Source organism: Rossellomorea vietnamensis NBRC 101237 (genome assembly GCF_001591825.1).
Lineage (GTDB): Bacteria > Bacillota > Bacilli > Bacillales > Bacillaceae_B > Rossellomorea > Rossellomorea vietnamensis.
In genome coordinates this window covers 43,831-67,878 of record NZ_BCVQ01000019.1, presented here as the reverse complement: position 1 = coordinate 67,878, position 24,048 = coordinate 43,831, and the positions used below count along the sequence as shown (strand labels likewise).

At 41.5% G+C, this 24,048-nt stretch carries 22 protein-coding genes, 1 pseudogene and 1 other annotated feature; of the genes and pseudogenes, 3 read left to right on the top strand and 20 right to left on the bottom strand.

Translation table 11 applies throughout. The features are described 5' to 3' along the window. Positions 1 to 40: 40 nt before the first annotated feature. Positions 41 to 3,064, bottom strand: coding sequence for a DEAD/DEAH box helicase (locus BVI01S_RS11880; RefSeq protein WP_369690887.1), 3,024 nt, complete (start codon positions 3,062 to 3,064; stop codon positions 41 to 43). Positions 3,065 to 3,742: 678 nt separating this feature from the next. Here BVI01S_RS11880 and BVI01S_RS11875 point away from each other — a divergent pair. Further along, a complete protein-coding gene (locus BVI01S_RS11875) occupies positions 3,743 to 4,360 on the top strand; it encodes an acetate uptake transporter (RefSeq protein WP_034759706.1) in 618 nt (205 codons plus the stop codon). A gap of 77 nt (positions 4,361 to 4,437) precedes the next feature. On the opposite strand, the gene BVI01S_RS11870 is transcribed toward BVI01S_RS11875, so the two are convergent. The 5 genes and pseudogenes from BVI01S_RS11870 to BVI01S_RS11850 all read right to left on the bottom strand — a co-directional run bounded on the left by BVI01S_RS11870 (position 4,438) and on the right by BVI01S_RS11850 (position 9,515). Beyond that, positions 4,438 to 5,352 (bottom strand): ferritin family protein, encoded by a 915-nt coding sequence (locus BVI01S_RS11870; protein WP_082804721.1) that lies wholly within the window; start codon positions 5,350 to 5,352, stop codon positions 4,438 to 4,440. A 71-nt stretch (positions 5,353 to 5,423) separates the two neighbouring features. Beyond that, entirely contained in the window at positions 5,424 to 6,392 is a 969-nt protein-coding gene (locus tag BVI01S_RS11865) for a GNAT family N-acetyltransferase (protein ID WP_034759709.1), read from the bottom strand. Positions 6,393 to 6,408: 16 nt separating this feature from the next. Continuing rightward, a complete protein-coding gene (locus BVI01S_RS11860) occupies positions 6,409 to 7,431 on the bottom strand; it encodes a serine hydrolase domain-containing protein (protein ID WP_082804720.1) in 1,023 nt (340 codons plus the stop codon). Between the two features lie 97 nt (positions 7,432 to 7,528). Next, positions 7,529 to 8,611, bottom strand: a pseudogene (gene tyrS, locus BVI01S_RS11855) (tyrosine--tRNA ligase); the annotation flags it as partial. Further along, positions 8,600 to 8,801, bottom strand: a binding site (T-box leader). (Overlaps the previous pseudogene by 12 nt.) 60 nt (positions 8,802 to 8,861) lie before the next feature. Then, positions 8,862 to 9,515 carry an O-methyltransferase gene (locus tag BVI01S_RS11850; protein WP_061810273.1) on the bottom strand — a complete coding sequence of 218 codons (654 nt, stop codon included), beginning with the start codon at positions 9,513 to 9,515 and terminating at the stop codon, positions 8,862 to 8,864. A gap of 170 nt (positions 9,516 to 9,685) precedes the next feature. Here BVI01S_RS11850 and BVI01S_RS11845 point away from each other — a divergent pair, with 170 nt between their 5' ends. Next, complete coding sequence (locus BVI01S_RS11845) at positions 9,686 to 11,359, top strand: ribonuclease J (protein ID WP_061810272.1); 1,674 nt, start codon at positions 9,686 to 9,688, stop codon at positions 11,357 to 11,359. 51 nt (positions 11,360 to 11,410) lie between these two features. Here BVI01S_RS11845 and BVI01S_RS11840 read toward each other — a convergent pair whose 3' ends face one another. The 12 genes from BVI01S_RS11840 to BVI01S_RS11780 form a co-directional block, all read right to left on the bottom strand. Continuing rightward, positions 11,411 to 11,707, bottom strand: coding sequence for a putative quinol monooxygenase (locus tag BVI01S_RS11840; protein ID WP_034759722.1), 297 nt, complete (start codon positions 11,705 to 11,707; stop codon positions 11,411 to 11,413). A 19-nt stretch (positions 11,708 to 11,726) separates the two neighbouring features. Then, a complete protein-coding gene (locus tag BVI01S_RS11835) occupies positions 11,727 to 12,362 on the bottom strand; it encodes a nitroreductase family protein (RefSeq protein WP_034759725.1) in 636 nt (211 codons plus the stop codon). Between the two features lie 27 nt (positions 12,363 to 12,389). After that, positions 12,390 to 12,824 carry a MarR family winged helix-turn-helix transcriptional regulator gene (locus BVI01S_RS11830; RefSeq protein WP_061810271.1) on the bottom strand — a complete coding sequence of 145 codons (435 nt, stop codon included), beginning with the start codon at positions 12,822 to 12,824 and terminating at the stop codon, positions 12,390 to 12,392. Positions 12,825 to 12,960: 136 nt separating this feature from the next. Next, complete coding sequence (locus BVI01S_RS11825) at positions 12,961 to 13,743, bottom strand: HAD-IIB family hydrolase (RefSeq protein ID WP_061810270.1); 783 nt, start codon at positions 13,741 to 13,743, stop codon at positions 12,961 to 12,963. A gap of 69 nt (positions 13,744 to 13,812) precedes the next feature. Beyond that, positions 13,813 to 14,004: a hypothetical protein gene (locus BVI01S_RS11820; RefSeq protein ID WP_034759734.1), complete on the bottom strand. Its 192-nt coding sequence runs from the start codon at positions 14,002 to 14,004 to the stop codon at positions 13,813 to 13,815. Positions 14,005 to 14,432: 428 nt separating this feature from the next. Then, positions 14,433 to 14,867: a hypothetical protein gene (locus tag BVI01S_RS11810; RefSeq protein ID WP_061810269.1), complete on the bottom strand. Its 435-nt coding sequence runs from the start codon at positions 14,865 to 14,867 to the stop codon at positions 14,433 to 14,435. A gap of 148 nt (positions 14,868 to 15,015) precedes the next feature. Then, positions 15,016 to 16,380, bottom strand: coding sequence for a hypothetical protein (locus tag BVI01S_RS11805; RefSeq protein WP_061810268.1), 1,365 nt, complete (start codon positions 16,378 to 16,380; stop codon positions 15,016 to 15,018). A 111-nt stretch (positions 16,381 to 16,491) separates the two neighbouring features. Continuing rightward, the gene (locus BVI01S_RS11800) at positions 16,492 to 17,718 is read right to left on the bottom strand and encodes an MFS transporter (protein WP_061810267.1); all 1,227 of its coding nucleotides are present in this window, start codon (positions 17,716 to 17,718) and stop codon (positions 16,492 to 16,494) included. A 13-nt stretch (positions 17,719 to 17,731) separates the two neighbouring features. After that, positions 17,732 to 18,778, bottom strand: a complete 1,047-nt coding sequence (locus BVI01S_RS11795; RefSeq protein WP_061810266.1) for an ArsR/SmtB family transcription factor — start codon at positions 18,776 to 18,778, stop codon at positions 17,732 to 17,734. Between the two features lie 158 nt (positions 18,779 to 18,936). Continuing rightward, complete coding sequence (gene rlmN, locus BVI01S_RS11790) at positions 18,937 to 20,007, bottom strand: dual-specificity RNA methyltransferase RlmN (protein WP_034759748.1); 1,071 nt, start codon at positions 20,005 to 20,007, stop codon at positions 18,937 to 18,939. Positions 20,008 to 20,169: 162 nt separating this feature from the next. Next, positions 20,170 to 20,808: a FusB/FusC family EF-G-binding protein gene (locus BVI01S_RS11785; RefSeq protein WP_061810265.1), complete on the bottom strand. Its 639-nt coding sequence runs from the start codon at positions 20,806 to 20,808 to the stop codon at positions 20,170 to 20,172. 154 nt (positions 20,809 to 20,962) lie between these two features. Next, positions 20,963 to 21,229, bottom strand: coding sequence for a CD3324 family protein (locus BVI01S_RS11780; protein ID WP_061810264.1), 267 nt, complete (start codon positions 21,227 to 21,229; stop codon positions 20,963 to 20,965). A 300-nt stretch (positions 21,230 to 21,529) separates the two neighbouring features. Here BVI01S_RS11780 and BVI01S_RS11775 point away from each other — a divergent pair, with 300 nt between their 5' ends. Beyond that, the gene (locus tag BVI01S_RS11775) at positions 21,530 to 22,075 is read left to right on the top strand and encodes a GNAT family N-acetyltransferase (RefSeq protein WP_061810263.1); all 546 of its coding nucleotides are present in this window, start codon (positions 21,530 to 21,532) and stop codon (positions 22,073 to 22,075) included. A gap of 183 nt (positions 22,076 to 22,258) precedes the next feature. On the opposite strand, the gene BVI01S_RS11770 is transcribed toward BVI01S_RS11775, so the two are convergent. Together BVI01S_RS11770 and BVI01S_RS11765 are read right to left on the bottom strand one after the other, a co-directional pair. Further along, positions 22,259 to 23,080 (bottom strand): MBL fold metallo-hydrolase, encoded by an 822-nt coding sequence (locus tag BVI01S_RS11770; protein WP_061810262.1) that lies wholly within the window; start codon positions 23,078 to 23,080, stop codon positions 22,259 to 22,261. An 82-nt stretch (positions 23,081 to 23,162) separates the two neighbouring features. Continuing rightward, on the bottom strand, positions 23,163 to 23,738 hold the full coding sequence (locus tag BVI01S_RS11765) for a GNAT family N-acetyltransferase (RefSeq protein ID WP_061810261.1): 576 nt from the start codon (positions 23,736 to 23,738) through the stop codon (positions 23,163 to 23,165). Positions 23,739 to 24,048: the final 310 nt, after the last annotated feature.

The following is a 24,048-nucleotide window of genomic DNA, read 5'->3' as shown; positions in this document are numbered from 1 at the left end:
TATCTCCCGAATCCTGCGTTCATGCCAACTATTGTACTCGTTATTGATCTATGGATAGGATTTCTTTCAATTCCTCCTCGGTTAAGGTCTGAACCATCTTTTCATCAGGGTCCATGATATCCCGGATCAGGTTCCTCTTTTTATCCTGTAGCTCGTTCATCTTCTCTTCGATCGTTCCTTTGGCAATCAGCTTCAGCACTTTCACCGTATTTTCCTGTCCCATGCGATGTGCCCTGTCCGCTGCTTGTTCCTCTACCGCGGGATTCCACCATGTATCATATAGAATCACCGTATCGGCACTCGTTAAATTCAGCCCTGTTCCACCTGCCTTTAGAGAGATGAGAAAGAGATTCCGTTCCCCTTCATTGAATTGACTGCACATCTTAACCCTCTCTTCTGACGGAGTGGTTCCATTCAGGTAAAAGTAGGATTGTCCTTTGAGTGTCAGCTCTCTCCCGATCATCTCAAGCATTTTCGTAAATTGCGAAAAGACCAGGACCCTTCTGCCTGAAATCCTGGACTCCTCCAACAACTCCATCAGCTCTAAGAATTTTGCAGATGAGCCATGATAACCATCTACAAATAATCCGGGATGGCAGCAGATTTGTCTTAAACGGGTCAATCCTGCGAGAATTTTAATTTTGTTTTTTCTCAATGTATTCTTATCCAAATGCTTCATGGTATCGTGTTTCAGCTTGGCCAGGTATGCTGCATACAATTCTTTCTGCTGGGGCAGAAGCTCTGAATAATGGGTAATTTCTTCTTTTCCAGGAAGTTCAGATAACACGTCTTCTTTCATTCTGCGTAGAACGAATGGTTTGATTCTTTTCGCTATATCTTTTCTTGTTAAACGGCTGTAATCCTTAAGTCCCTTGAATAATCCCGGGAATACAACGTGGTAGATGGACCATAATTCTTCAAGTGAATTCTCCACAGGTGTTCCGGACAAGGCGAAGCGATTATTCGCTTCTATCTTCTTCACACTTCTTGCCGTTTGGGTGAGTGGATTTTTGAAAGCCTGCGCCTCATCAAAAAAGACCGTATGGAATTTCTGTCGTTCATACCATTTACTGTCGCTTCGCAATAAAGGATAGGAAGTGATGATGACATCCGCATCCCTCATGCCTTTCTGTTTCTTCTTTCGTACAGCCTGGTTACCGTCCATGATGAGGACATTGACCTCGGGGGCAAATTTCCCACATTCGCTTTTCCAGTTATACGTCAGGGAAGAGGGACAGACAATCAGGGCCGGAAGCTTCTTTGCCCTGATTTCTTCAAGTACCGATACGATAAACGTGATGCTCTGAACCGTTTTCCCAAGCCCCATATCATCAGCCAGGATTCCGCCCAACCCATAATCGGAAAGAGTCTTCATCCATCGAAATCCTGTCTTCTGGTAGTGTCTCAGCCGCTCGTCTAATAGGGAAGGCACCGAAATTTCCCGGCTGTCGGGGTTCATAAGCTGCCCGTAAAATTCTTGGAAGGAATGTTCAAAAGTAAATGAATGCCCCCCATCAACCGTATCCAAGAGGTGTAGGCTTTGATGCAATGGCAGCTCGAGCCCCTTTACGAGATCTTTTTTCTCTGCTTGTGACGTATGTATAAAGCGCTGAATATCTTGAAATTCCTTTGATTCCAGTGACAAGAGTGAGCCGTTTCGCATCCTGTAATACTTCCGCTTTTCTTCCAATGCCCCGAGGATCTCCATGATCTGTCTCTCCGGGATGCCATCCATTTCAAAGGTGAATTCCAGCCAATTCATTCGTTCCTTTTTTACTTTGATCCTTATTTTCGGGTGATGACTCCCTCTGGAAATCCTGTTTCTTACAGCGGTTGTGGCATAAATTTGAACATCCTTTTGAAGCTTCGTCACTCCATAGGTTAAAAACTCATATTCCAAATCCTCATTGTGTAAGTAGTAACCACCTTCTGTTTTACCGAATGCAAACTCGTCCATCCATTCCAGAATGGTATTTTCTTTCTCTACATTTCGTATTAAAAGAGAACCTGATGGCGCTTGCCGGTTTGCAAGGGGATGAATCACGATTTGATCATAATGGAATTCAAGTCCGGCTAACAATCGGTTCTTTACCCGGTCCAGATAAAGCTTCGCAACAAGCGGTGCCGTTTCCAGCCTTTCGGCAATGTCATCCGATATTTGCACTTCTCCTAATTTCTTCAATCCCACAGCCACTTTTTCAAGGAAAAAGCCGATCTGGTCCGGGGAAATGGGGATGAACCTTGACCCTGAATGGCCTAACAACCTCTTTAATTCAGTAATTCTTCTCCCATCCATGCTGTCAAGCTGTGTGAAAACACCATCATGAATGACGGTTTGATACTCTTCCAAAATCGTCATATCATACAGTCCGGAGATATATAACCTGTAACCGCCAGCCTCGGCCTGCTTAAAATGGAATTGTATTGGAAGAGGCAGCTCCCCTTGTCTAAACCCTTCATGGGTTCTTTCGTTATGTTGCCATTTAACGTCTTTAGCAAGTTTGAGTAGTGGAATGAGGCTATCCCATAATGATGGAGGAATAAGCAAATAGCCATCATCGTTTTTATTACCTGAATCCTTTGACACGTTCACAAGATATTGAATCACAGCTGCTGTATCAGTCTCAAAACAATGAAACTCCGGATTGAATATGAATGAGTCTGAAACATGAAAGGGTTTCCCTTCATTTATATATTCCAAAAAGGATCGAATCGGCTTTAGCTTATATCCCTCTATGATACATTCAATTCCAAGCAAGTCTCCCCCATCTCGGGTAGACGTTGGATGAATCAGAAATTCACATGGCACAATCTGTCTGTTTTCAAAATGACGAAGCTTAGCCGGGGAACGGAAGGATTCCTCTTGGAACAATGTGAAAAATTCCTCCGTGACGCCTTCTTCATTCCTTTTCATCTTTCGCTCTTCATTTTCCATTTTCAAAAGCACAGCAGCTATATGCTGACAATCCTTATCAAATGATGCAAGCTTCGGGCAGCTGCAACTGGCTTCGATTTCACCTTTTGAATCCTCCTGAATAGTAACGTGAAATTCTTCTTCCCCCATTACAGTCCCTCGACAATAATGTCTCGAATATTTGTCTAATGTCACCTTATTGGAACGGTAATATGCCTCTCCCCGTTTGAAAGAAACAGTACCGCAGCGTTCTTTTATAAGTTTTTGATGTATAGCTTTCAAGGATCTGATTCCTTCCATGAATATGTATAGTAATGACCGATCATTTTTTTGTCTTCAACATTCTAATGATAACAACAATTTTCGGATTTAGAAACATCCTGAGCGGATTAGTATTTTCATAGAAACGTATAATAAAGGAAAAAGCGACATAGAATATAAGGGAAACAGAAAAAAATCCGCACTATGAGGCCAGTCATAGTCCGGAAAATGTTCATGTCTTTTTCTACTTATCAATATGGTTCAGTAACGAAATGAAGAAGCTGCCGGCTTGAAAAATGAGCATGAAAATGAAATATTCTTCCATCCTAGTCACCTCCTGTTGAGGGAAGAAATTTGTCCCCACTTGATATCTATGTAAGATTGACTCAGTTCATGCGTTATTTTGTTGTGAATTGGATATTCTTAAAGGGGAAAACAAAATCCCGGATGATCATTCAATGATTATCCGGGATTTTGTATGAAAGTTTCGCTTACATGATATTTTCTATTGCATACCCACACTTTTTTATGTAAATTAGTCAGGTATGTTTAATAGGAGGTATCATCATGAATCACACACAAACCACTCAACGGGTTCAGATCACGACAGCTGATCCATCTGCCCTTGGACTTTTCGGACTGGCCATGGTCACCCTTGTAGCTTCTTCTGCAAAACTCGGATGGACTGACGGCGTCTCGTTCGTCTTGCCTTGGGCGATTTTCCTCGGAGGCATTGCCCAATTGATGGCAAGCTTTGGAGATGCAAAGCACAATAATACATTCGGTATGACGGCATTCGGTGCTTTCGGATTATTCTGGCTCGGGGTTGGGACTTCCTGGTTGATTTCATTCGGGGTATTCGGAGAAGCAGCGGCGGCTGCAATAGATCCAAGTCAGCTCGGCATTGCCTATATAGGCTATCTGATATTCAGTATCTTCATGACAGTTGGTGCCATGGAGACTCATAAGGTCTTATTCATCATTTTTGTCCTGATCGATTTCTTATTCATCGGCCTTTCCCTGTCTACACTGGGAGTCGCTCCTGAAGCCACGCACAAATTAGCAGCGATCTCTGAACTGTTCATTGCCCTTTTCAGCTTTTACGGTTCAGCTGCAAGTGTGTTGAATACACACTTCGGGAAAGAAACGCTTCCTGTAGGAAAGCCATTCGGAATTTTTAAATAAGCACAAAGAAGAGAGAGATGAGCGACTCATCTCTCTCTTCTTCATTAGGGATCAGAATATCATGTCCAGTGTTTTTGTTATCTTGCCAGTCCTCTCTCAAATGCAGCTAAATGGTTCTGTGAAGCATTTCTCAATTGTGTGAAGACGATCCTCACATCCTGAGGCAGATTAAACGTTAAAAACCGATCATACATAGCGATATTATCAATCTCCCCTTGAACCCCTGCTGCATATGCACTTTTTAATGAATCCGGAGTGGTTGTGTACGATTGGGATTGATCTTCAGGCAGCGGCAATCCATAGCGTTGGAACAAAGTCTGCAATGCGGTAATATGACGCAACTCTGCTTCTTTGATCTGTAAAAAAGTGCGGACATTCCCAAAATTCTCTAAGATCCGATCGTATCGTGCCTGGGCAAGGTATTCGTCCTGCATGGCATAATTGAGCATCTGGGGAACTGAAAGGGAAGCAGCAGCAAGTGCTCCTTTTGCCCCGTAGTCCACTTGTCTTGATGCACCCCTGCTGCCTTTATTCTGCATGGCATAATATAAAAACCATACGGCGTGATTCTGTTCATCAACAGCTGCACGACGAAATGTCTCTTTTATAAAGGCATCCTGTACACCATCCGAAACGCTATAATAAAAATCCACCGTATCCTGCTCATCCCGAAAGGCAAAATCCAATCCCTTTTTATACGAGTTTGGACAACCTTCCTGCAATTGAGGACTGGACTCCATCCCTGTCAAATTCCTATAGATGTCAGTGAATGACTTCAAATGTCTTTTTTCGTCCTTACGTATTTCAAGGATCCGTTTTCTTTCATCCTCTGTAGGGGCCATTTTCGCAAGCTTTTCATAACAAATAATGGCGCTATATTCACCATTGATGGCTTTTTGAAGATTTGACTCCAAAGATTGATTCCCCGGTGTCCGTGAATAGCCATCAAGATAAAAAGGTTTAAATTGACGATAAAATTGATATGGGTTCATTCTAAGTAACACCTCTTTTATTCAGTCAATACCTATAATATGATTGAATGAATAATGGGTGTCTGTGCAATTTAATCTTTCCTTTTGCCCTGAATTGATTCGTATGCTTCCATGAGATCCTCCACTGATATGCCATTGATCTTCATACGGGTTACATCACAGTTTGAAATTTCGACATGGTTCAAATTGCAGTTATCAAACTTACTACCATGCAAGTCGCATCGTTCAAACCTGATGTGCTCGTTCTTTTCGCCGAGGTTTGTGTCATGAACGTGTACTCCCCCCAGTGTCACATGAGCCAGTTCACTTTGAGACATGTTAAGGTCTGCAATCAACGCTTTTTGAAGATTTATATTTTGAAATCGGGACTCACTGAGATTGCAGTTGTTGAACCCGGCACCCATCAAGTTGCTGTTGCTATAAGTGGAATAACTTCCATTGATCCCATAGAAATCGGTTTCTTTCATATTACTGTATTCCACCTGTAGTCCAGAAAGGTCCCCGTCATTTAATATATCACCATGAATGGTGATCTCCCTTGACTCACCACCCACAAAGGCCCCTTCTTTCATTTTTTTCTCATAGCAGAATTCATTATTCGCTTCATAGATCTTCTTGTAACCCATATTTTCATAAAAACGGTGATTACTCAGTTGTCGACGTGAGGTCTCAAGCTCCCATGTCATCACTTCTGGATACTCAGTTTCCATACATTTCATCACCATAGTGCCGATTCCTTTTCCTTGGTATAGGGGATCAACGAATATCCGGTCGACTCTGCCGTGGCGTTTGCCGACCACTGTAAGAATCAATCCTCCTACAAGCACCCCTTCATAAAGGATCTTGAAATAATTCAATTCCCTGATCATGTACTTAGTCATTTCGATTGAATCGTAGCCTGGCGGCTGGATATTGTGATCCACGATACCATCCTGGCTCCCTAGCCACTTTTCTTTTTCCGTATCGAACACGTTCTTTTTTAGTCTGGTAAGAATTAATGCATCTTCAATATTAGCCTTTTCTATTTTAACCGTACCCATCGTGATACCCCTTTTATCAATTGAAATAGCTTTCTATCAATTTCATAATATCGAAAGCACCTGAGCTCTCGTTTGAGAGAATGACTGTCTTTATATTCTCTTTCGGATAATAGGCAGAATGAAAGCTCACCCCTGGGTCATACCCCATCACGTGATGTTTATGGGGTAGATTCAACCACATCCCATACCCGTAGTTCACTCCTTCTTTGACTCTAACATGGGGTTTTGAAATGAGCCTTGTACTTTCTTCATTAAGGAGCTTATTTGTTAAAAGTGCCTCCCAGAACGAAAGCATATCAGGACCCGTGACATAAGCCCCGCCGTCCGCCCCACCCTGGATTGGAATGGAATACATATTGGTTCTCCATGAGCTGCCTGTCTCATCAATGTAGCCATAAGCCGTATTCTCAGGTAATCGATCCAGACGAAAATACCCGGATGCGTTCATATTCGCCGGTTCAAAGATATGCTTATTGATGTACTCTTGCACCGTCATCCCTGAAAGCTTCTCGATCACTAACCCCAGAATGATGTAACCCGCATTGTTATAATGAAACCTTTCTCCCGGAGAAAATTTCATAAGGTCATTTTGAAAGAGGGGCAGAAAATCTTCCCCTTTTCTCATTAAATACATTGGGGTTTGCTTCCACAAATCTTCAAAATCATCCATCTCTTCCTCATCAAAATAATCAGGAATTCCAGAGGTATGGGTAAGTAAATGATGGATGGTCACATTGCCATCAAAATGTGGGAATGTACCTTCAAAATGTTCTTTTACTGGTGTATGAAATGAAACTTCTCCCTTTTCTATAAGTTGACAAATGGCTACAGCAGTAAACAATTTACACCCCGAGGCAATTCCAAACCGAGTATCTGGGTTGTTTTTTCTTCCTTCGCTGCGATCTGCAAACCCGAATGCCGATTCTAAGAGACTCTCACTGTCCCGCTTTACCATAACCGATCCGGAAAATTGCTCCGTTTCTGCATGTTCTTTGATCAAGTTATGTAGTTCGTTCATCGTAAACACCCATTCTATCATTTGTTTTTATGGTAAATTATAGCATAAATAACCAGTCACGAAGAGCCCCCTTGACTCTCCATGACCACCTTCCTGGCTTTAGGCTAATTATTTTATCTTATTTTTCGTTTTGCACTTTTACCCTTATGAACCTTCTCTTCCCTACTTGCAAAACCATGCCATCTTTCATTTCCACGTTTGACTGAACATCCAGAACCTTTTCTGAATTGATCCTGATTCCTCCATTTAGGATCATACGGCGTGCCTCACTTTTAGAGCTTTGCATGTTTAAGGCTACAAGGAGATCGATTACGGAAACATTCTTTTCACCCGTCCATTCCTCCACAGGAATATCTTCAGGAAGTGCACCCTTTTGAAAGACCTCCTTAAATTGGTTCTCTGCCAGTTCCGCTGCATCTATTCCGTGATACATCCTGACAATCGTTTTTCCCAGAAGGACTTTGGCATCCCTCGGGTGAAGGGCACCATTCTTTACTTCAAGAGCTAACCTCTCCTTTTCTTCTAACGATAAATCGGTGATCAAATCGAAGTATTTTGTTATCAGCTCATCAGGAATCGACATCGTTTTCCCAAACATTTGATTGGGATCTTCATAAATCCCGATGTAATTATGTTTTGATTTTGACATTTTCTCAATCCCGTCAAGCCCTTCAAGTAATGGCAGTAATATGACCACTTGTTTTTCCTGGTTGTAATGTTCCTGAAGATGTCTCCCCATCAGGACATTGAATTGCTGATCCGTGCCTCCAAGCTCCACATCACTCTCAAGGGCGACGGAATCATAACCTTGCAATAAAGGGTAGAACAGCTCGTGAAGTGAAATCGGTTTCTTTTCTGCTAACCGTTTGGAGAAATCGTTTCGCTCAATCAACCGTGCAACTGTGATCTTTGAAGATAAGCGCATCACATCTTCAAGGTTCAACGTGGATAGCCAGCTTGAATTGTAGTGAAGCTCAACTTTTTCCTTGTCCAGTACCTTTCCGAATTGTTCAAAATATGTCTGTGCATTTCTTTTCACTTCTTCATCCGTCAACTGCTTCCTTGCAACTGATTTCCCTGTGGGATCTCCGATTTTTCCAGTGAAATCTCCGATAATCAGCTGGACGATATGACCGTTTTCCTGAAACTGTCTTAACTTATTCAGTACCACTGTATGTCCGATGTGAACGTCCGGAGCAGCGGTACCACCCTCATTGAAGATCTCTCTTCCACTCGATTCGGATAACGGACCGGCCGTTCTCTGCTACTTTTGTGTTCACAAAGAATGTTCAAGGAGGTAATTCGTGCTTATCTGTGTGCTGATTTCCACCAAGCATCAGCTCTCTAAGACAGGGAGATAAGTCACTACTGATTCCTATCATGACATGTATGATTTAGAATTTTCATTTATTTTACATAAAAAAGTAGTTCATTACAATAGAATCCTTCTTTTATTTTACAATTCCCATTACAAACCCATCGTACCCCTTCGAGCCGACTGTTTGAACGACTGTTGAATCGATCCTGTCTTCTCTAGACAACATCTCGGCAAATGACCTGACACCCTGAACGCTTTCATCTTCACTGTTTTCGTCAATCACCCTTCCGCCACGAACCACATTATCCGTAATGATGACCGCCCCAGGCTGGGCCAGTTGGAGTGCCCACTTTAAATAATTGGCATTGTTTTGTTTATCGGCGTCTATGAAAATGAAATCAAATGGACCTTTGAGAGTCGGCAGGGTATCAAGTGCCGCACCCACTTTGATTTCCACCTTGTCTTCTACCCCTGCATAGCGAATATTTCGTGCAGCAACCCTTGCATGCTTTTCACTGAACTCAAGGGTGACCAGACGTCCATCTTCCGGCAGTGCCCTTGCTAGCCAAATCGTGCTGTACCCACCCAGGGTCCCTATTTCAAGAATGCTTTTTGCTCCTTTAAGCTGGGCAAGTAAGGAAAGGAACTTCCCCTGATTCGGAGAGACATCGATTGCAGGAAGTCCGGCTTCACTATTTTCTTTCAAAACAGACTCCATAATGGAATCCGATTTTTGTAGTTTACTAGCATAATATTGATCGACTTGTGTCCAAGTATTGGTTGACATGACCCTCTTCACTCCTTATAAAAAAACACCCCTGTTATCATAGCATAATTTTCCATTATTGGATATTTAATAACGTACAAAAAATGTAAAAATCACAGGCAGTTAAGTTTAATAAATGAAATAAACACATTCGGGAATAGTAAGAAAAACTTGTCTTGGAGGGTTCTTTCTTGGAAACAAATGAACAGGGTTTGACTATTTTTGCACTGGGTGGATTGAATGAAATCGGAAAAAACATGTATGTAGTGAAATATGGTGATGATATCGTCATCATTGACTGCGGGGGTAAGTTCCCCGATGAGAGTCTCTTAGGAATCGATTTAATCATTCCCGACGTTTCCTATCTTGAGAAAAACAAAGACAAAATTCGGGGTCTCATTGTCACGCATGGGCATGAGGATCATATTGGAGGGATTCCCTACCTTCTCAAAAAAATCAACATCCCTATTTATGCTACTCATTTCACACTGGGATTAATCCAATTAAAGTTAGAAGAGCATAAGCTCGTCCGGGATACAAAACTTTTAACGATTGATGCTGAGAGTTCAATCAATTTGGGATCCATCGATGTATCTTTCTTCAAGGTCAGTCACAGCATACCCGATTGTCTGGGTATTGTCTTTCATACGCCGGAAGGAAAGGTCGTTCATACAGGAGACTTTAAATTTGATCTAACTCCTGCCAATCACCAATATGCAGATATTCATAAAATGGCACGGATTGGAGATGAAGGTGTTCTGGTACTGCTTTCTGAAAGTACGAATGCAGAACGGAGCGGGTTTACACCATCAGAACATATGGTAGGTAACCATATGGATGAAGCATTCTTTAAAGCGCGTGGCAAGATCTTCGTTTCCACTTTCGCTTCCAATGTGAATCGTGTACAGCAAGTGGTGGACTCTTCCATCAAGACGAATCGGAAGCTGGCATTATTAGGTCGAAGCATGATTAATGTAGTATCTGTTGCAATGGATCGGGGGTATTTGACGGTTCCTGAGGGCATGCTGATTGATGCAGGTGAAATCGATGCGTTACCTCCAGAAAAAGTAGCCATTTTATGTACAGGGAGTCAAGGGGAAGCCATGGCTGCCCTCGGCCGATTATCGACTGGAAACTTCCGTGGAGTATCCATCTATCCCGGTGATACGGTCATCCTTGCAGCTTCACCCATACCCGGTAACGAGAAAGAAGTCTCCCGCATCATTGATAACCTCTTTCAACTCGGTGCCCACGTTGTTTATGGGAGTGGAAGCTCAACAGGGATGCATGTTTCCGGTCATGGTTATCAGGAAGATTTAAAGCTCATGCTGACACTGATGAAACCAACTTACTTTATCCCCATTCACGGGGAATATCGAATGCTCCACCATCATCGTTTACTTGCTGAATCGGTGGGCGTGGAGAATGGGAATACATTTATCATCAAAAACGGGGAAGCCGTTGATATTAAGAATTCCATCGCTCGTCAAACCCGATCTCATCAAGCGGGTGATACCTATGTGGACGGCTTGAGTGTTGGAGATATCGGCTCAATTGTCCTGCGCGATCGCAAGCAGCTTTCAGAAGATGGGATGCTGATAATCGTCGTAACCCTCAGTAAATCTGATCATACCATTATCTCCGGTCCAGATACGATTTCAAGGGGATTTGTGTTTGTTCGTGATTCAGAAGATCTTCTTAAAGATATTAACCTTTTAGTCAAAAAAGTAGTAGATGAATTGACTGAAGCGAATATTCGGGATTGGAAAGAAATGAAACAAGCAATCAAAAAAGACGTTGGTCAATTTTTATTCAAGCAGTTAAGAAGAAAGCCTGTACTACTGCCGATCATTATTGAGATTTAGTAAAGGTGCATAATAAAAGCACCCAGCTCATGCCGGGTGCTTCTCAAACCATTATTTTTCTACTTTAGTTCCCTCATAAATCTTCACGTCTAACGGAGCCGCTAAATACTCAGGTGCCCTTCCAACGAATGAAGTGAAATGTTCGCTGGAATTATGGCTCTCGACAGCAGATGGATCTTTCCAAACCTCTACCATCGTATATACACTTTCTCTCTCCGTATCCTTCATTAAATCATAAGAAATATTGCCTTCCTCCGCTCTGGATGAAGCTACCAGAGGGCGGATCTCTTCTAAAAATGCCTGTTCTTTCACTGGGTTGATCTGAAATTCTGCATGTATAATAATCATGTCTATTCTCCTCGTTGATTTATTTCCATTCCGCAATGGATTCGATTGGTAATCTGACTGATTTGTATCCCGCATCGGCAGCTTTCCCGATGGAAATCAACATGACCGGGTAATAACGTTCTTTGTCCATGCCATATGCTTCGGCAATTTGATCTTTTTCATATCCACCTATCGGATTGGTATCATATCCGTGGGCACGTGCAGCAAGCATCAATTGCATGGATACTAATCCTGCATCAATAAGGTTCATTTCCCTGAACTGATCTTGAGGCATCGTTTCAAGTAAACCTTTAATGGCTGGCAGCTGTCTGTCCCTTACTTCTGCAGGCATATATCCTTCTTCGACCGCTTTGTTGTAAATTTCATCTGCATAATCAAGGCTGTTCATATCAACAAATACTGCGATGACTGCAGAAGATGTTTTCACCTGGTTTTGATTGAATTTGGCAAGTGGTGCAAGCGTTTCTTTTCCTTCTGCACTGTCGATGACAACAAAACGCCAAGGTTGCAGATTAACAGAAGACGGTGCAAGTGTTGCCTCTGTAAGAATTTCTGTCATTTCTTCTTTGCTGATTTTTACGGATGGGTCATAGTTTCGGATGGAACGACGACCTGTGATAATTTCATTGAAATCATTGATTTTTGTTGTATTCATGATGCATTCTCCTTTATGTGTTTTTATTTAGTATTCGATGTCTTGGACATTATCCTGAATTCTGTTCAGCATTCCAGATAAAATCGAACGTTCTTCTTCAGTGAAGGTCTTGAAGACTTTAGAGATGAAAATCTCTTTCTCTTCCCTGTAAGCTTCAATCTTCATTCTTCCTTCTTCTGTCAGTCGAACATAAGTAAAACGGTTATCCGCAGGATTCTTACGACGGGAAACCATTCCTTTTCCTTCAAGCTGTTTCAGGTGCCTGGTCACGGCGGCACTGTCTATATTCACTTCACGCTGAAGTGCGGTCTGACTGATTTCTTCCACTTCAAACAGTCTGTGCAGCAGGTCCAGGCGAGATTGACTGATCCCTGTACAACGCTCGAATTTCGGACTCATTTGCTTATATATATCATTGAGTTGAACAATGATTTTCTCTTCTTCACGGCACGAGTTGGACAAAGCATCCTCCTCCTTGTATATAATTGATAGGTCAATTGTTGACCCGTCAATTAATATAATATATTTCATCCTGATAGTCAATCATTTGGTTTCCGACGTAATAAAAGCCGGCTAAAAGGATTTCTCCTGAGCCAGCTTACTTCGTTCCTATAGTAATGTCATTATATACGAATGTCAATTCCCTCAACTTCCTAATGATTTCCTCTTCATAATCACCCGTAAGAGGGATTTGTTCATCGGCAAAGCTCGAAAGTCCTTCATGGTACCCTATCATGACAGAATGTTTTGCTTTTTGGAACATATTGATGTCATTAGCATCATTACCAAATGCAATAAAATCTCCTTCATCCACTCCAAATTCCGAAAGCGCGCTCCATTTATGAATATTGGAAGGGCTGATATCCACTACGTTTTCATTTGTATGGATATTTACGACGATATCCAAGTCTTGCAATTCATGTATTAATTCTTGAAAGTTAGATGCTGATAACAACAATATCTTCACAATAGAAGTCAGTGAAGCGACTGGATGCCTCTGGGCAAGATTGTCGGGATCAAGGAAATCGAGGATTGGATGGTCGAGAGGACCTGTATATGCGTAATCCCACTCGCTATCGATCAAATAGGTTGACTTATATTGCTCGATAAGGCCATAAATTTTTTTAAGGTCTTTTTCATGAAAAGAAGTTGAATGAATCACTTCACCTTTATGATAAAGAAGAGAACCGTTCCCACCAATTAAAGGAAAGGAATGCAATCGTGCATCCAGTACAGGGAGCATATCACGAATCGGTCTGGCAGATGCAAACAATACTTCGTGGCCATCCGATTTCAACTCAAGTAAACATTGGACGATTCTTGTTGAAATCGGCTTCCCTTTAAAGCAAATCGTCCCATCTAAGTCAAATACAAATTTCAAAATGAACACCCTCTCAAAATATGTTTGATCAAAGGTACATGCAAGGAACCATTTAACACAAAAAAAGACTTACTCCTTTGGTAAGTCCAGTGCCTGATACGCAGCCTGAAATTTCCCGCCATCCGCTACTTCTGAATGATACAGGGCTTTGAGGGCAAATGTTCTCTCTAAATTCATTTCTTCCATCAATACTTTCAATCTTCCTTGTAATTCTTTATTGTCCCTGACTAACAGTTTCATTTGTGATTTCATATATCTCATACGGCTTTTTTTTCCCCTTTTCAACATGCTCATTTCATCAATTATATCACTGATCTCTATAGTACTAAAGGGATTTCTATTTGAGCATCTATTTGTAAACCTTCCTATTCCTCACGCTTCCCTTATTCCAGAAACAACCCAGTTACAATGATCCCTATCCCATTCAAAGCAAAAAAAGCGCCATAAATCATCATGAGCATTCCTGTTCCAAATCCATATGGATCAAATGGGCTTACAGATAAACCGGTCAAGAAAAAAACCACAGGTGTGAGCAATATACAGAATATTCCTGACCAAATTCTCTTCTTTTTATTTTTACCTGAAATCTTCATAACCAAAATGTTTGTCAAGGACAAGATGGTCATAATGATCAGAAATAAGAGAAACAAAACTCCCCAGTCAGACAACGCATTTCCTCCTCATCATCTTTAATGATACGCCATATAAAATGAAATCCCCCAGCTTAGTACTAGAAACAAGAAACTTGCAATCAAATAAGGACTTTTATTAGAAGTACTTGCGGATTCATAGTCATACTTAAATTGGTTATTCGTGATGAACTTAGCGGCCGTTGACGCCTGATTGATTCCAGCACGTTTTGAAATATTGGTAAACCACCCCAGCGCAAAAAAGCAAAGACTTGAAATGAATGCCGTATCCATCAGCCTGAACCCTGTTAATGAACTGATCATCAACGTAGCGGATGTCATGAGTGTAAATAGTATCAAGATGATCGTAAGGGTTAATAATTTTTTGGGGATCCACTTCTCTAGTTGTTTACTGAAATGATCAATGAAAAACGCCACTCCAGTTCCGACGATAAGGATGATAATCGTTAACAAGAGATTATAATAGTAATACATCTAAAGATTCCTCCCCTCATAATTCTAATAAAAGACTAGAGTTTAAATCTTCCTCCACAATTCCTAACCAAAAAAAAATCCTTTCTGTCTGTTCTTATCTTCTAGTACGAAAAAACAGACAAAAAGGTTTCAAATTATTCTAAAATTATCATTTATTGGAAAAATGATTAACGAAGTATTTTCCTAAATATACACCGCTTGCCGCTGCCTGGGACAGGGAATGGGTTTCTCCCGAACAATCACCAATCAAAAACAGATTTGATATTTCTGTTTCAAAGTTCTCATCCGTCGGTAACTTCGGTTCATGAAATTTCGCATCCAACCCGTACAGAAGGGTATCGGGGTGGATCGGTTCCCCAATAAGAGTTTCAAGAGAACCTAAAAACTCAGTAAGGGCCATCCCATACAATTCCGGGACCTCTTCTCGCATATTTCCGCATTCCCCATTGAGGGACGGACCTATCAAATTCCCCTCCAAAGATTCAGTACGTCTTTGGAGTTTAAAGTCCTCCCATCGCTGTACGACAATCCTCCCTCGTCCTTGATTGATTCCACCTATGATCTCCCCTGCATACTTCATTGCCTCATCATGGGATTGAAAATAACGTGGAACAAATAAACTGAAGTTCAGGTTCGCACTCGGTGTATCCTCTTCACGGGCATTTTGTCCATCCGGCATCACTAATCCATGCTGGTGCTTCCGGATAATCCTCCCATGTGGATTCATACAGTAAGTTGTGGCACTGAATGTGTCCCTTTCGATTTGCAGCTTTGTTTCAAAGGTGTCCTGTAGGATGGATTGAAGCTGATCACCTTTCATTTCTACGCGAATTCCCATATCCAGTCGCGTCTTTCCCGGAAAAAGGCCAAGTGATGCTGCTTGTTCCTTAAGCCATTTGCTTCCACTCATGCCCGTACCGATCACCAATTTTTCTGTGGTGAAAGGACCGCTTGTCGATGTTAAGTGAAAGGTCCCGCCCTTTTTAGAAATGGTCTCGACACGTGTTTCAAAACTGAAAGTAACACGGGTTTTCAGTACTCTATACATCTTCTCGAAAATCTCGCTCGAAAGAAGTGTTCCCAAATGACGGACCTCCGTGGAAAGAACCTTCAAGCCCGCCTCACTGCCTCTACTTGAAATCCCTTCATTTTTCGTACTATAGGAGTGTATGCTATCACCTCCAAATTTACAGAGAATATTGTCTACTTCCCTCATCAAATCAAGAGTGTTTTGCGGTCCGATTTTCCTGCCAAGTTCCCCGCCAAAATCATTCGTATAATTAAATTTGCCCTCGGATTTCCCAAGACCTGCAAACCCTATGTATTTACTGCACACACCTTCACATGTACAGATTCCTCCCTCATCTAAACCGCATGTACGTTCACTCAGTTCCTTCCCGAGATCAATCATGTGGATGGAAACATGTTCATTTTGGTTCATCAAGGTATAAGCGAGAAAAATACTGCTTACTCCTGCACCGATGATGGTGATGTCATGGTGATTTGTTTGCATCCCTTTTCCCCTTTCTGAGTCCTTTTATTTCATAATGAATAAAACCTTCATGTCTATACCAATAATATGCTACTCCCATCCTACCATAATGAACGTATGAGGTCCGTCCCTCTACTGATCTTTTAAGCTATGATGCAGGTATGGTATGGAGGCGAGTGTCGAGATCGCTCCGGCAAGTACGATGGTGAGGCTGGTTCCCATTGCTTCTGCTAGTATCCCTGCCAGAAATGCGGCGATCGGCATGAGGACCCACGTCATGAGACGGCTCGTTGCCTGCACCCTCCCCAATAAGTGATCGGGGGACAGAGTTTGTCGGATCGTAATGATGCAGGGACTCATCATTGAAGCACAAAAGGTCCCTACTGCGTTCATGACCACGAGCCAGAAATACGATTCCATCAATCCGAAAGATAGAATCGAAAGTCCGCCGACCACAGAGGCCGTAAATAATATGCTTCTATAAGAAAACCATTTCCGAAAGCAGGTAGACGTCACCGCACCTATAATGGCACCCACTCCGCCAGCTGACAACAACCAGCCTATCATAACCGTATTCATATTCACGGAATCTTTCAAGTGAAACACTATTAATGTGAGGAACAACGTTGTTCCAAATACGGAAGATACCATGGCAAGGTTTGTATACAAAATCGGTTTGGTCTTTAGAACGAATTCAAATCCCTCCTTGATCTCCCCCCATACGGAAGCTCTCGATGAATCTCTCTCATTCCTCTTCATCCTGAGACTTGCAATGGCAAGAAATGAGACGAGAAAACTGACGCTGTTCACCAACAGGGCATACCCTGGATTAAAAAAAGAAATGATCAACCCACCTATACCAGGTGCTAAAAATAGAGCTGAATTAAACATCCCGGAATTCAATGAATTCACGGCTTGAAGGTCCTTTCTTCTTACCAGACCTGGAATTGAAGCAAATTGAGAAGTATTATAGATTTGACTTAATGATCCAATACCAAAGACCACTGGATATACCATCCACATCTCAAGCGTACCCTTTATAAATAGAATCCCGATGATCCCGACAAGTATGCACCGCCCTAAATCGCAAAAAAGCAGCAGACGCTTCCGGTTGAATCGATCGGACAAAACTCCTGCGAAAGGCTGCAACAAAATCGGTAATCTCTCAAGTGCCGCTACAATTCCCATGCTCACAGGTGACCCCGTTATAGATAAAACCATAAGTGGAATGGCAATGAAATAGATCTGATCTCCGAAAAATGAAATCAAATTTCCACCCATAAACCTGAAAACAGGATAATTTTTCTTTAAAGGTGGGAAATCGCCCCATTCACTAAGCTTGACCGCACGCTCTCCCATTCTGGACACCCCTTTATTCCTTTGTTAAATAGTGCTTCAATTCATTGGATAATGATTGAACGGCATTCTCTTTCAGGCGATACTTCCCATCAAGGGTTTCAACAAGCCTAGCCGACCTGAGAATTTTCAAATGGTGGTGGACCGTTGATTTTCCCATGCCCAGTTCATTGGTGATTTCCTGGAGCGTCCGTTCTGACCCCTTCAAGAATTTCACCATTCGCAAGCGGGCTTCATCCCCAAGTGCCTTATGCTTCTGGACGAGAAAATAACTTGGCATATCCTTGTCATCGGGATAGATACTTTCGTTTGCGACAGGATAATAAAACACCTTGACTCCTTCAATATCCCCTTCGACATTCCAAGGACGGTAAATGGACTGGGGAATGAGGAGTACTGTGTGGACAGCCGGCTCGGGTAAATAGGTGATGCCGCCGGTGGCCCATTCCACCAAAGCCTCGGGACTCAGCTTTTTACTCATCTCCACCTTTGACTGTCTGTCCCTTGTCAATATTGCAGATAGCGTTTCTTTTTCAGGTAGAATCACTTCTTCATACCATCTGGACATTACACCCATTAAGTGCGTCTTAAGTTTGTGGACATTCGTCGTGCAAATGAATTCAATATAGCCTGGATAATATGGGTTATCATCCGTCTGGTCCTTTAATCTGTTCCGTGATGGCACATCACCCTTTGATGCAAGCATTCGAAGTTCTTGAAATTTAAGCCCTATGTAGGGAATGCAGAGGTATTTAATTTCTTCATCTTCCAAATCATCTAAAAACGTGATGAACTCTTGTAATGAACCAAATCCTCTTTGATGCAATAACAGGAGAAGGGATTTCCAAGTATTATTCTTTTCTACATAATCTAACTCCCGGATCAGGGATTTAGATAGAGACTTTTTTAATTTATCCCATGATGCTTTGGGTTTTTCCAGCGTATCAATGAGCCTAGTGTTAGTGATGGCGGCAATCCCTAAAGCACTCTCCCATAGAAGGGATGATTCGATTCTCACCTCGTATGTTTCTCTCTTCCGACTGGTCATATGAAGTACATCCATATTCAAACACCCCTTTTCCAAAAATTTCTTTCTACATACATTCTATAATTATAGAATGTTAAATTCAATATTAATCGAACAAAAGTTTCAACTTTTTAAAATCATAAAAAAAAGCACATAAATCCCCATTAGGAATTCATGTGCTCCATATATACATATTACGATTTTACTTTATCCTTCTTGATTTGTTTACTTCTCAACTGACCACAGGCTGCGTCGATATCTGTCCCCTGCTCAACACGTACGCCACAGTTGATGCCATGTTCCAGTAAGGTACCATAGAATTCAACGATGGCTTCTTTCGTACTACGTTGATATTGATTGTGTTCGTCGACCGGATTGTAAGGAATCAGGTTGACGTATGAAAGATGACGCTTATTCTTCAACAGTTTCGCCAACTGGAGAGCTTCTTCCTTATGATCGTTCACATCACTCAACAAGATATATTCAAATGTTATGCGGCGATTTGTTTTTTCTAAATAGTAATCAATCGCTGGCATTAACTTCTCGAGCGGATACGCACGGTTGATCTTCATGATCCTTGTACGCAATTCGTTGTTTGGTGCGTGAAGAGATACGGCCAAGTTGATTTGAATATTCTCATCGGCAAATTTGTAAATTTTATCAGCCAGTCCACTTGTGGAAACGGTAATATGGCGCGCTCCGATGGAAAGACCCTTCTGATCATTCACGACACGGAAGAAGTCCATCATATTATCGTAGTTATCAAATGGTTCACCAATCCCCATCACCACGATGTGACTGACACGCTCTCCATTTCCTGCTTCATCTAAATGATGTTGAACATTCATGATCTGTTCGACAATCTCGCCGCTTGATAAATCACGGTTCTTCTTCAAGAGTCCACTTGCACAGAATGTACATCCGATGTTACAGCCCACTTGTGTCGTGACACACACACTCAAGCCATAGTTAAAACGCATCAGAACGGTCTCGATCAGATTACCATCTTCAAGTTTAAACAAGAATTTGATCGTACCGTCCTTCGATTCCTGTTTAACCTCTTGTGTAAGCGTGTGAAGATAGAAGTGATCGTCCAGTAGCTGAACACAGTCAGCGTTCAAATTCTTCATATCCGCAAAGTTTGTCACTCTCTTTTTATATAGCCAATCCCACACTTGAGCCGCACGGAATTTCTTTTGTCCATTTTCAACAAGCCAAGTTGTCAGTTGATCTAATGTTAATCCATATATGGATTTCTTTTCCATTTAAAACCCTCATTTCGAAACTCTACAATTTTCTACTTATCTATACTACTTAAAGTATGGGAATGTTTCAAGGGATTTATAAGTGTTGAGAAGAATTGGAATTCCGTAATATAGTATAAAGATAAAAAAACATATGCCGGGAACTTTACCCAGCGTATGGTCTTAATGATTGATCCGTTGGATAAAATCATCCAATTTCTCTTTATCTTTCAGCTTTTCATTACATTCAACACTATCCTGACAAATATAATTCCCCTTCTTTACAAAGGTTCCATGAGCAGACGTTTTGGATTCGGAAAGGTAAAAACCAACACTTCCAAACGTGTTACATATCGTACAAAGCCCTTTCTTGCTGCTGTTTTTGAATGTCCCTTTAAAGCCTCTCAACTTCCCTTCGAATTCAGCAACGATATATTTCCTTTCCTGACCGTAGTCGTTCCAGCCTAGATAGGAAATTTCTTTTAACTCTATTTCATCCAATGCAGGTGTTTTTAACTTTTTTACCTTTGGGAATAATTTTTTCACTGCGGAATCACTCAATGCAGGAAAAGGGATTACGAATGGCTTTAGTCCAATCAGAAAATCCTCTGCTTGCTCTGTATCACGGATAGTAACAATCGATTGGAGTTCCTTTTGCTGCAATGGGGATAGGTCTTCGAATAGATTCATCACCTTATCGTACACGAGTCCCCTCAATGCTTCGAGAACACCAAGATCATTAACGGTTGAATACCCGTTAATCAGCGCCTGTGTTTGATACTTAATGAAATTATATTGATCATTTCGAATAAATGGATCCATCGTTATCGCTCCTAAATCTAAAACATTTTGCACTTTTTTCTGCCACGCAGATACGAATGTGCTCTCTTATATACTATATACCCTTATATGCTTTCTGGATATGTAGAGTTTCACTTAGAACTAATCTATACACTGAAAAAAGCACCGATACAACTCAGTGCTTTTTGTAGACAATTTTCTTGATTGTTTCACTTGAAAGATAATATTCACAGGCCAATTCTTGGATCGGCTTTCCATTTGAGAAAGCGGCTTTGATTTTGGCATTTCGTTCATCAATGATCCTTCTACTTCCGGAACGGCTCCCCCACTTTCGGTGCTCCGCTTTCGGTTTCGGTATATAAAGGGTTTCCCCCTGTACATATTTTTGGATCTCTTTTACCAATGATTGAGGTAACACACTTTCCGCTTTTACATATTTCATTTCAGTCAGCTCCTTATCTTCTATCTGAATTCAGTCAATAAGGTGCAAAGCCGACTTACTAGAAATGAACTTTCAGGGCGATCAAATTAGATACCATCCCATGCAAAGTGTCGCCTTTCTAATAATAGGCTTTGCATGAGACGCTTGGGACTCTGGCAAGATCGATCTCATTACCATGTCACCACCTCCTTCAACTATTTTCTACTATTATAAAATAAATCCCCTTTATATCCATACATTTTGTTCTACGAATCAACAAACATGGTATAATTTTCTAAATATTATAAAGGAGATGTTTCCATGTTTTCATTTACAGTAGATAAAGAGATTTCAATCGAGCTATTTCAACAGCACCATAAGGAGGAATTATATGAACTGATTGATTCGAACCGGGATCATCTTCGTCCGTGGCTTCTGTGGGTCGATAAACGCCGATCACCAGAGGATCTAGAGCCGGTCATCCCTATCTGGATCCGGAATTATGCGGATAACAACGGATTTGATGCAGGGATACGTTATCATGGAAGGTTGGTCGGTATGATCGGGTTGCATTATATCGATTGGAAAAATCGGAGCACGAGCATCGGATATCTCCTTACAGAAGAAGCACAAGGAAAAGGAATCATCACACGTTCTGTTTCTTCCCTGTTAAACTATTTATTTAACGAATTGGATCTGAACAGGGTGGAAATCCAATGTGCCCTCAACAATGGGAAAAGCATAGGGATTCCAGCCCGTTTAGGTTTTACAAAAGAAGGGATCACACGGGATGGGCAGTGGTTATATGATCATTATGAAGACATTGTAACCTATAGTATGTTAAAAAAAGATTGGCCGGTTTCATAAAATCAACGGAATAAAACAACCGGATTTTTTGAAGAAAACCGGTTGTTTTTATGTTCTATCCGCTTTAATCAATCCATATGCCTCGTTACCTCTTCCCCGATCATGTTCATGACTTTATCCAAAGCAGCTCATTTAACAGATGCATCCTCACAGTGAACCAACCCGTTCAATATCGGTTTAATTTCATGTCTTAAACCAAGTACCTTCCAAGGCGCTTACGTAACGTTGGGCAGACTCCTGCACTCTTTCATGTGCATTTTCCTTAACAATCCGATGGAAGGCATTATATAAACGGGCGAACTTCATTTCATCCACTTTTAACGCGATCTCTTTTACTTTTGAAGCCGGAAGGGGAATAAGGTTGGGATAACTGTACATGAAGCTGACCCACTCCCGGTCTGCGACTACCTGGATAATGTCCCCTGTTAGTAGGATGCCTTTACCATTGAAACCTGATTCCCATTCCAGGACGGAACCTCCTTTGAAGTGCCCACCAAGTCGATGGATGGTGAGTCCGTTATGTATATGAATAGATTCACCTGACCAATAAACGATGTGATCACTTTTCCTCATCACCCATTCCCGGTCATCCTCGTGAATATAGATGGGTACGTCAAAAACTTCCGCCCACTCTATTTGAGTAGAATAATAATGTGGGTGGGATAATGCAATGGCGTCCAACCCTCCCAATCTAGTGAACTCACTGATTGTTTCTTCATCAAGATATGAAATGCAGTCCCATAATAAGTTGAATCCTTCGTGTTGAACGAGATAAGCAGTCTGTCCGATCGCAAAATCCGGGGATGTTTTCACACTGTATAGACCAGTTTCTTCCAGAATGATCTTATTTCTGAAAGATTCAGCCTTCATGTTTTCCAATGTGGTCCAGGATTGACCAGTCGGGTTGACATATTGCCTCTCTTCCTCACAAATCATACAATGCTCTGGGATTTCAGACGTTTTTTCATACTGAACTCCACATGTTTTACAGATGTATTGTTGCATATGAAAACCTCCTTTTTGAAATATTGGAAATTATTACATTACCATTCTATAAAACGGTCTTTGCATTTGCAAAGGCACTCCATCATGTCATTCTGCTTCCGGATATTTTCCCATACACACATGTATCCGTTAAACGTTCTCCATCGACTGACAGGTCTTCATTTCGAAGGATTCCTTCCAATTCATAGCCGAGTCTTTCAGGAACCGCCCTGCTTTTGTCATTCTTGGATTCACATCTTATCTCGACTCTTTTTCCATTCAGCTCATTCAGAGCCAATTCGGTTAGCTTCCCGACCGCTTCAGCCATATATCCATTTCCACTCATCCTGGTGTCGATCCAATATCCGATTTCAAATTTCCGAACACTCCAATCAATATTGTGAAAACCTGTAGAACCGACGAATTCATCGGTATCTTTCAAAAAGATCAAATACCTTAGGCTTTCCCTGGTAATGAACTTGGCGTGTGCTTCACGGGTGTTCGTCTCCGTTTCTTCAACAGATGGGTTACTTCGGGCGAAGCCCAGCCACGGCTGTAATTCTGTTAAGGAAGCCTTGATCGCTGCATTGACTGCACGACCGTCACCCGGTTGAGGCATCCTTAGTTCCAGTCTTTCTGTTTCTATCATTGTAGGAACATCAATTAATACGGTATTCATTTCAAAACACTCCCCTGAATTAAATAAAAAACCCTCCTCCTAAAAGAACTGAATCTTACGGACGAGAGTCACCACCTCAGTTATCTTCATTGTACGATCCCAACCTTAATGGATTTTACTACACAACAGCTGCATAGACCATATTTTTACAATACATTGTTCGAATCGAATAAATTGGAAATATTATAAATTATTGAAATTATATGGTAAAATCTACTTCTTTGTCAATATACCTGGTATACTATTATTCACCTATACTAAATAGGCATAATACTCTATACTAAAGGAAAAAGATTCAACTGGAGGATGA

Bases quoted from the DNA above. Each gene is read 5' to 3' on its own strand.
- BVI01S_RS11805 (WP_061810268.1), bottom strand. From the start codon at position 16,380: ATGCAAACAAATCACCATGACATCACCATCATCGGTGCAGGAGTAAGC.
- BVI01S_RS11840 (WP_034759722.1), bottom strand. From the start codon at position 11,707: ATGATTATTATACATGCAGAATTTCAGATCAACCCAGTGAAAGAACAG.
- BVI01S_RS11850 (WP_061810273.1), bottom strand. From the start codon at position 9,515: ATGTCAACCAATACTTGGACACAAGTCGATCAATATTATGCTAGTAAA.
- BVI01S_RS11810 (WP_061810269.1), bottom strand. From the start codon at position 14,867: ATGTATTACTATTATAATCTCTTGTTAACGATTATCATCCTTATCGTC.
- BVI01S_RS11870 (WP_082804721.1), bottom strand. From the start codon at position 5,352: ATGAACCCATATCAATTTTATCGTCAATTTAAACCTTTTTATCTTGAT.
- BVI01S_RS11865 (WP_034759709.1), bottom strand. From the start codon at position 6,392: ATGGGTACGGTTAAAATAGAAAAGGCTAATATTGAAGATGCATTAATT.
- BVI01S_RS11820 (WP_034759734.1), bottom strand. From the start codon at position 14,004: ATGAGATATATGAAATCACAAATGAAACTGTTAGTCAGGGACAATAAA.
- BVI01S_RS11795 (WP_061810266.1), bottom strand. From the start codon at position 18,778: ATGGATGTACTTCATATGACCAGTCGGAAGAGAGAAACATACGAGGTG.
- BVI01S_RS11860 (WP_082804720.1), bottom strand. From the start codon at position 7,431: ATGATAGAATGGGTGTTTACGATGAACGAACTACATAACTTGATCAAA.
- BVI01S_RS11765 (WP_061810261.1), bottom strand. From the start codon at position 23,738: ATGAATACCGTATTAATTGATGTTCCTACAATGATAGAAACAGAAAGA.
- BVI01S_RS11785 (WP_061810265.1), bottom strand. From the start codon at position 20,808: ATGGATCCATTTATTCGAAATGATCAATATAATTTCATTAAGTATCAA.
- BVI01S_RS11770 (WP_061810262.1), bottom strand. From the start codon at position 23,080: ATGCAACAATACATCTGTAAAACATGTGGAGTTCAGTATGAAAAAACG.
- BVI01S_RS11835 (WP_034759725.1), bottom strand. From the start codon at position 12,362: ATGAATACAACAAAAATCAATGATTTCAATGAAATTATCACAGGTCGT.
- rlmN (WP_034759748.1), bottom strand. From the start codon at position 20,007: ATGGAAAAGAAATCCATATATGGATTAACATTAGATCAACTGACAACT.
- BVI01S_RS11780 (WP_061810264.1), bottom strand. From the start codon at position 21,229: ATGAAATATGTAAAAGCGGAAAGTGTGTTACCTCAATCATTGGTAAAA.
- BVI01S_RS11800 (WP_061810267.1), bottom strand. From the start codon at position 17,718: ATGGGAGAGCGTGCGGTCAAGCTTAGTGAATGGGGCGATTTCCCACCT.
- BVI01S_RS11880 (WP_369690887.1), bottom strand. From the start codon at position 3,064: ATGGGGGAAGAAGAATTTCACGTTACTATTCAGGAGGATTCAAAAGGT.
- BVI01S_RS11775 (WP_061810263.1), top strand. From the start codon at position 21,530: ATGTTTTCATTTACAGTAGATAAAGAGATTTCAATCGAGCTATTTCAA.
- BVI01S_RS11875 (WP_034759706.1), top strand. From the start codon at position 3,743: ATGAATCACACACAAACCACTCAACGGGTTCAGATCACGACAGCTGAT.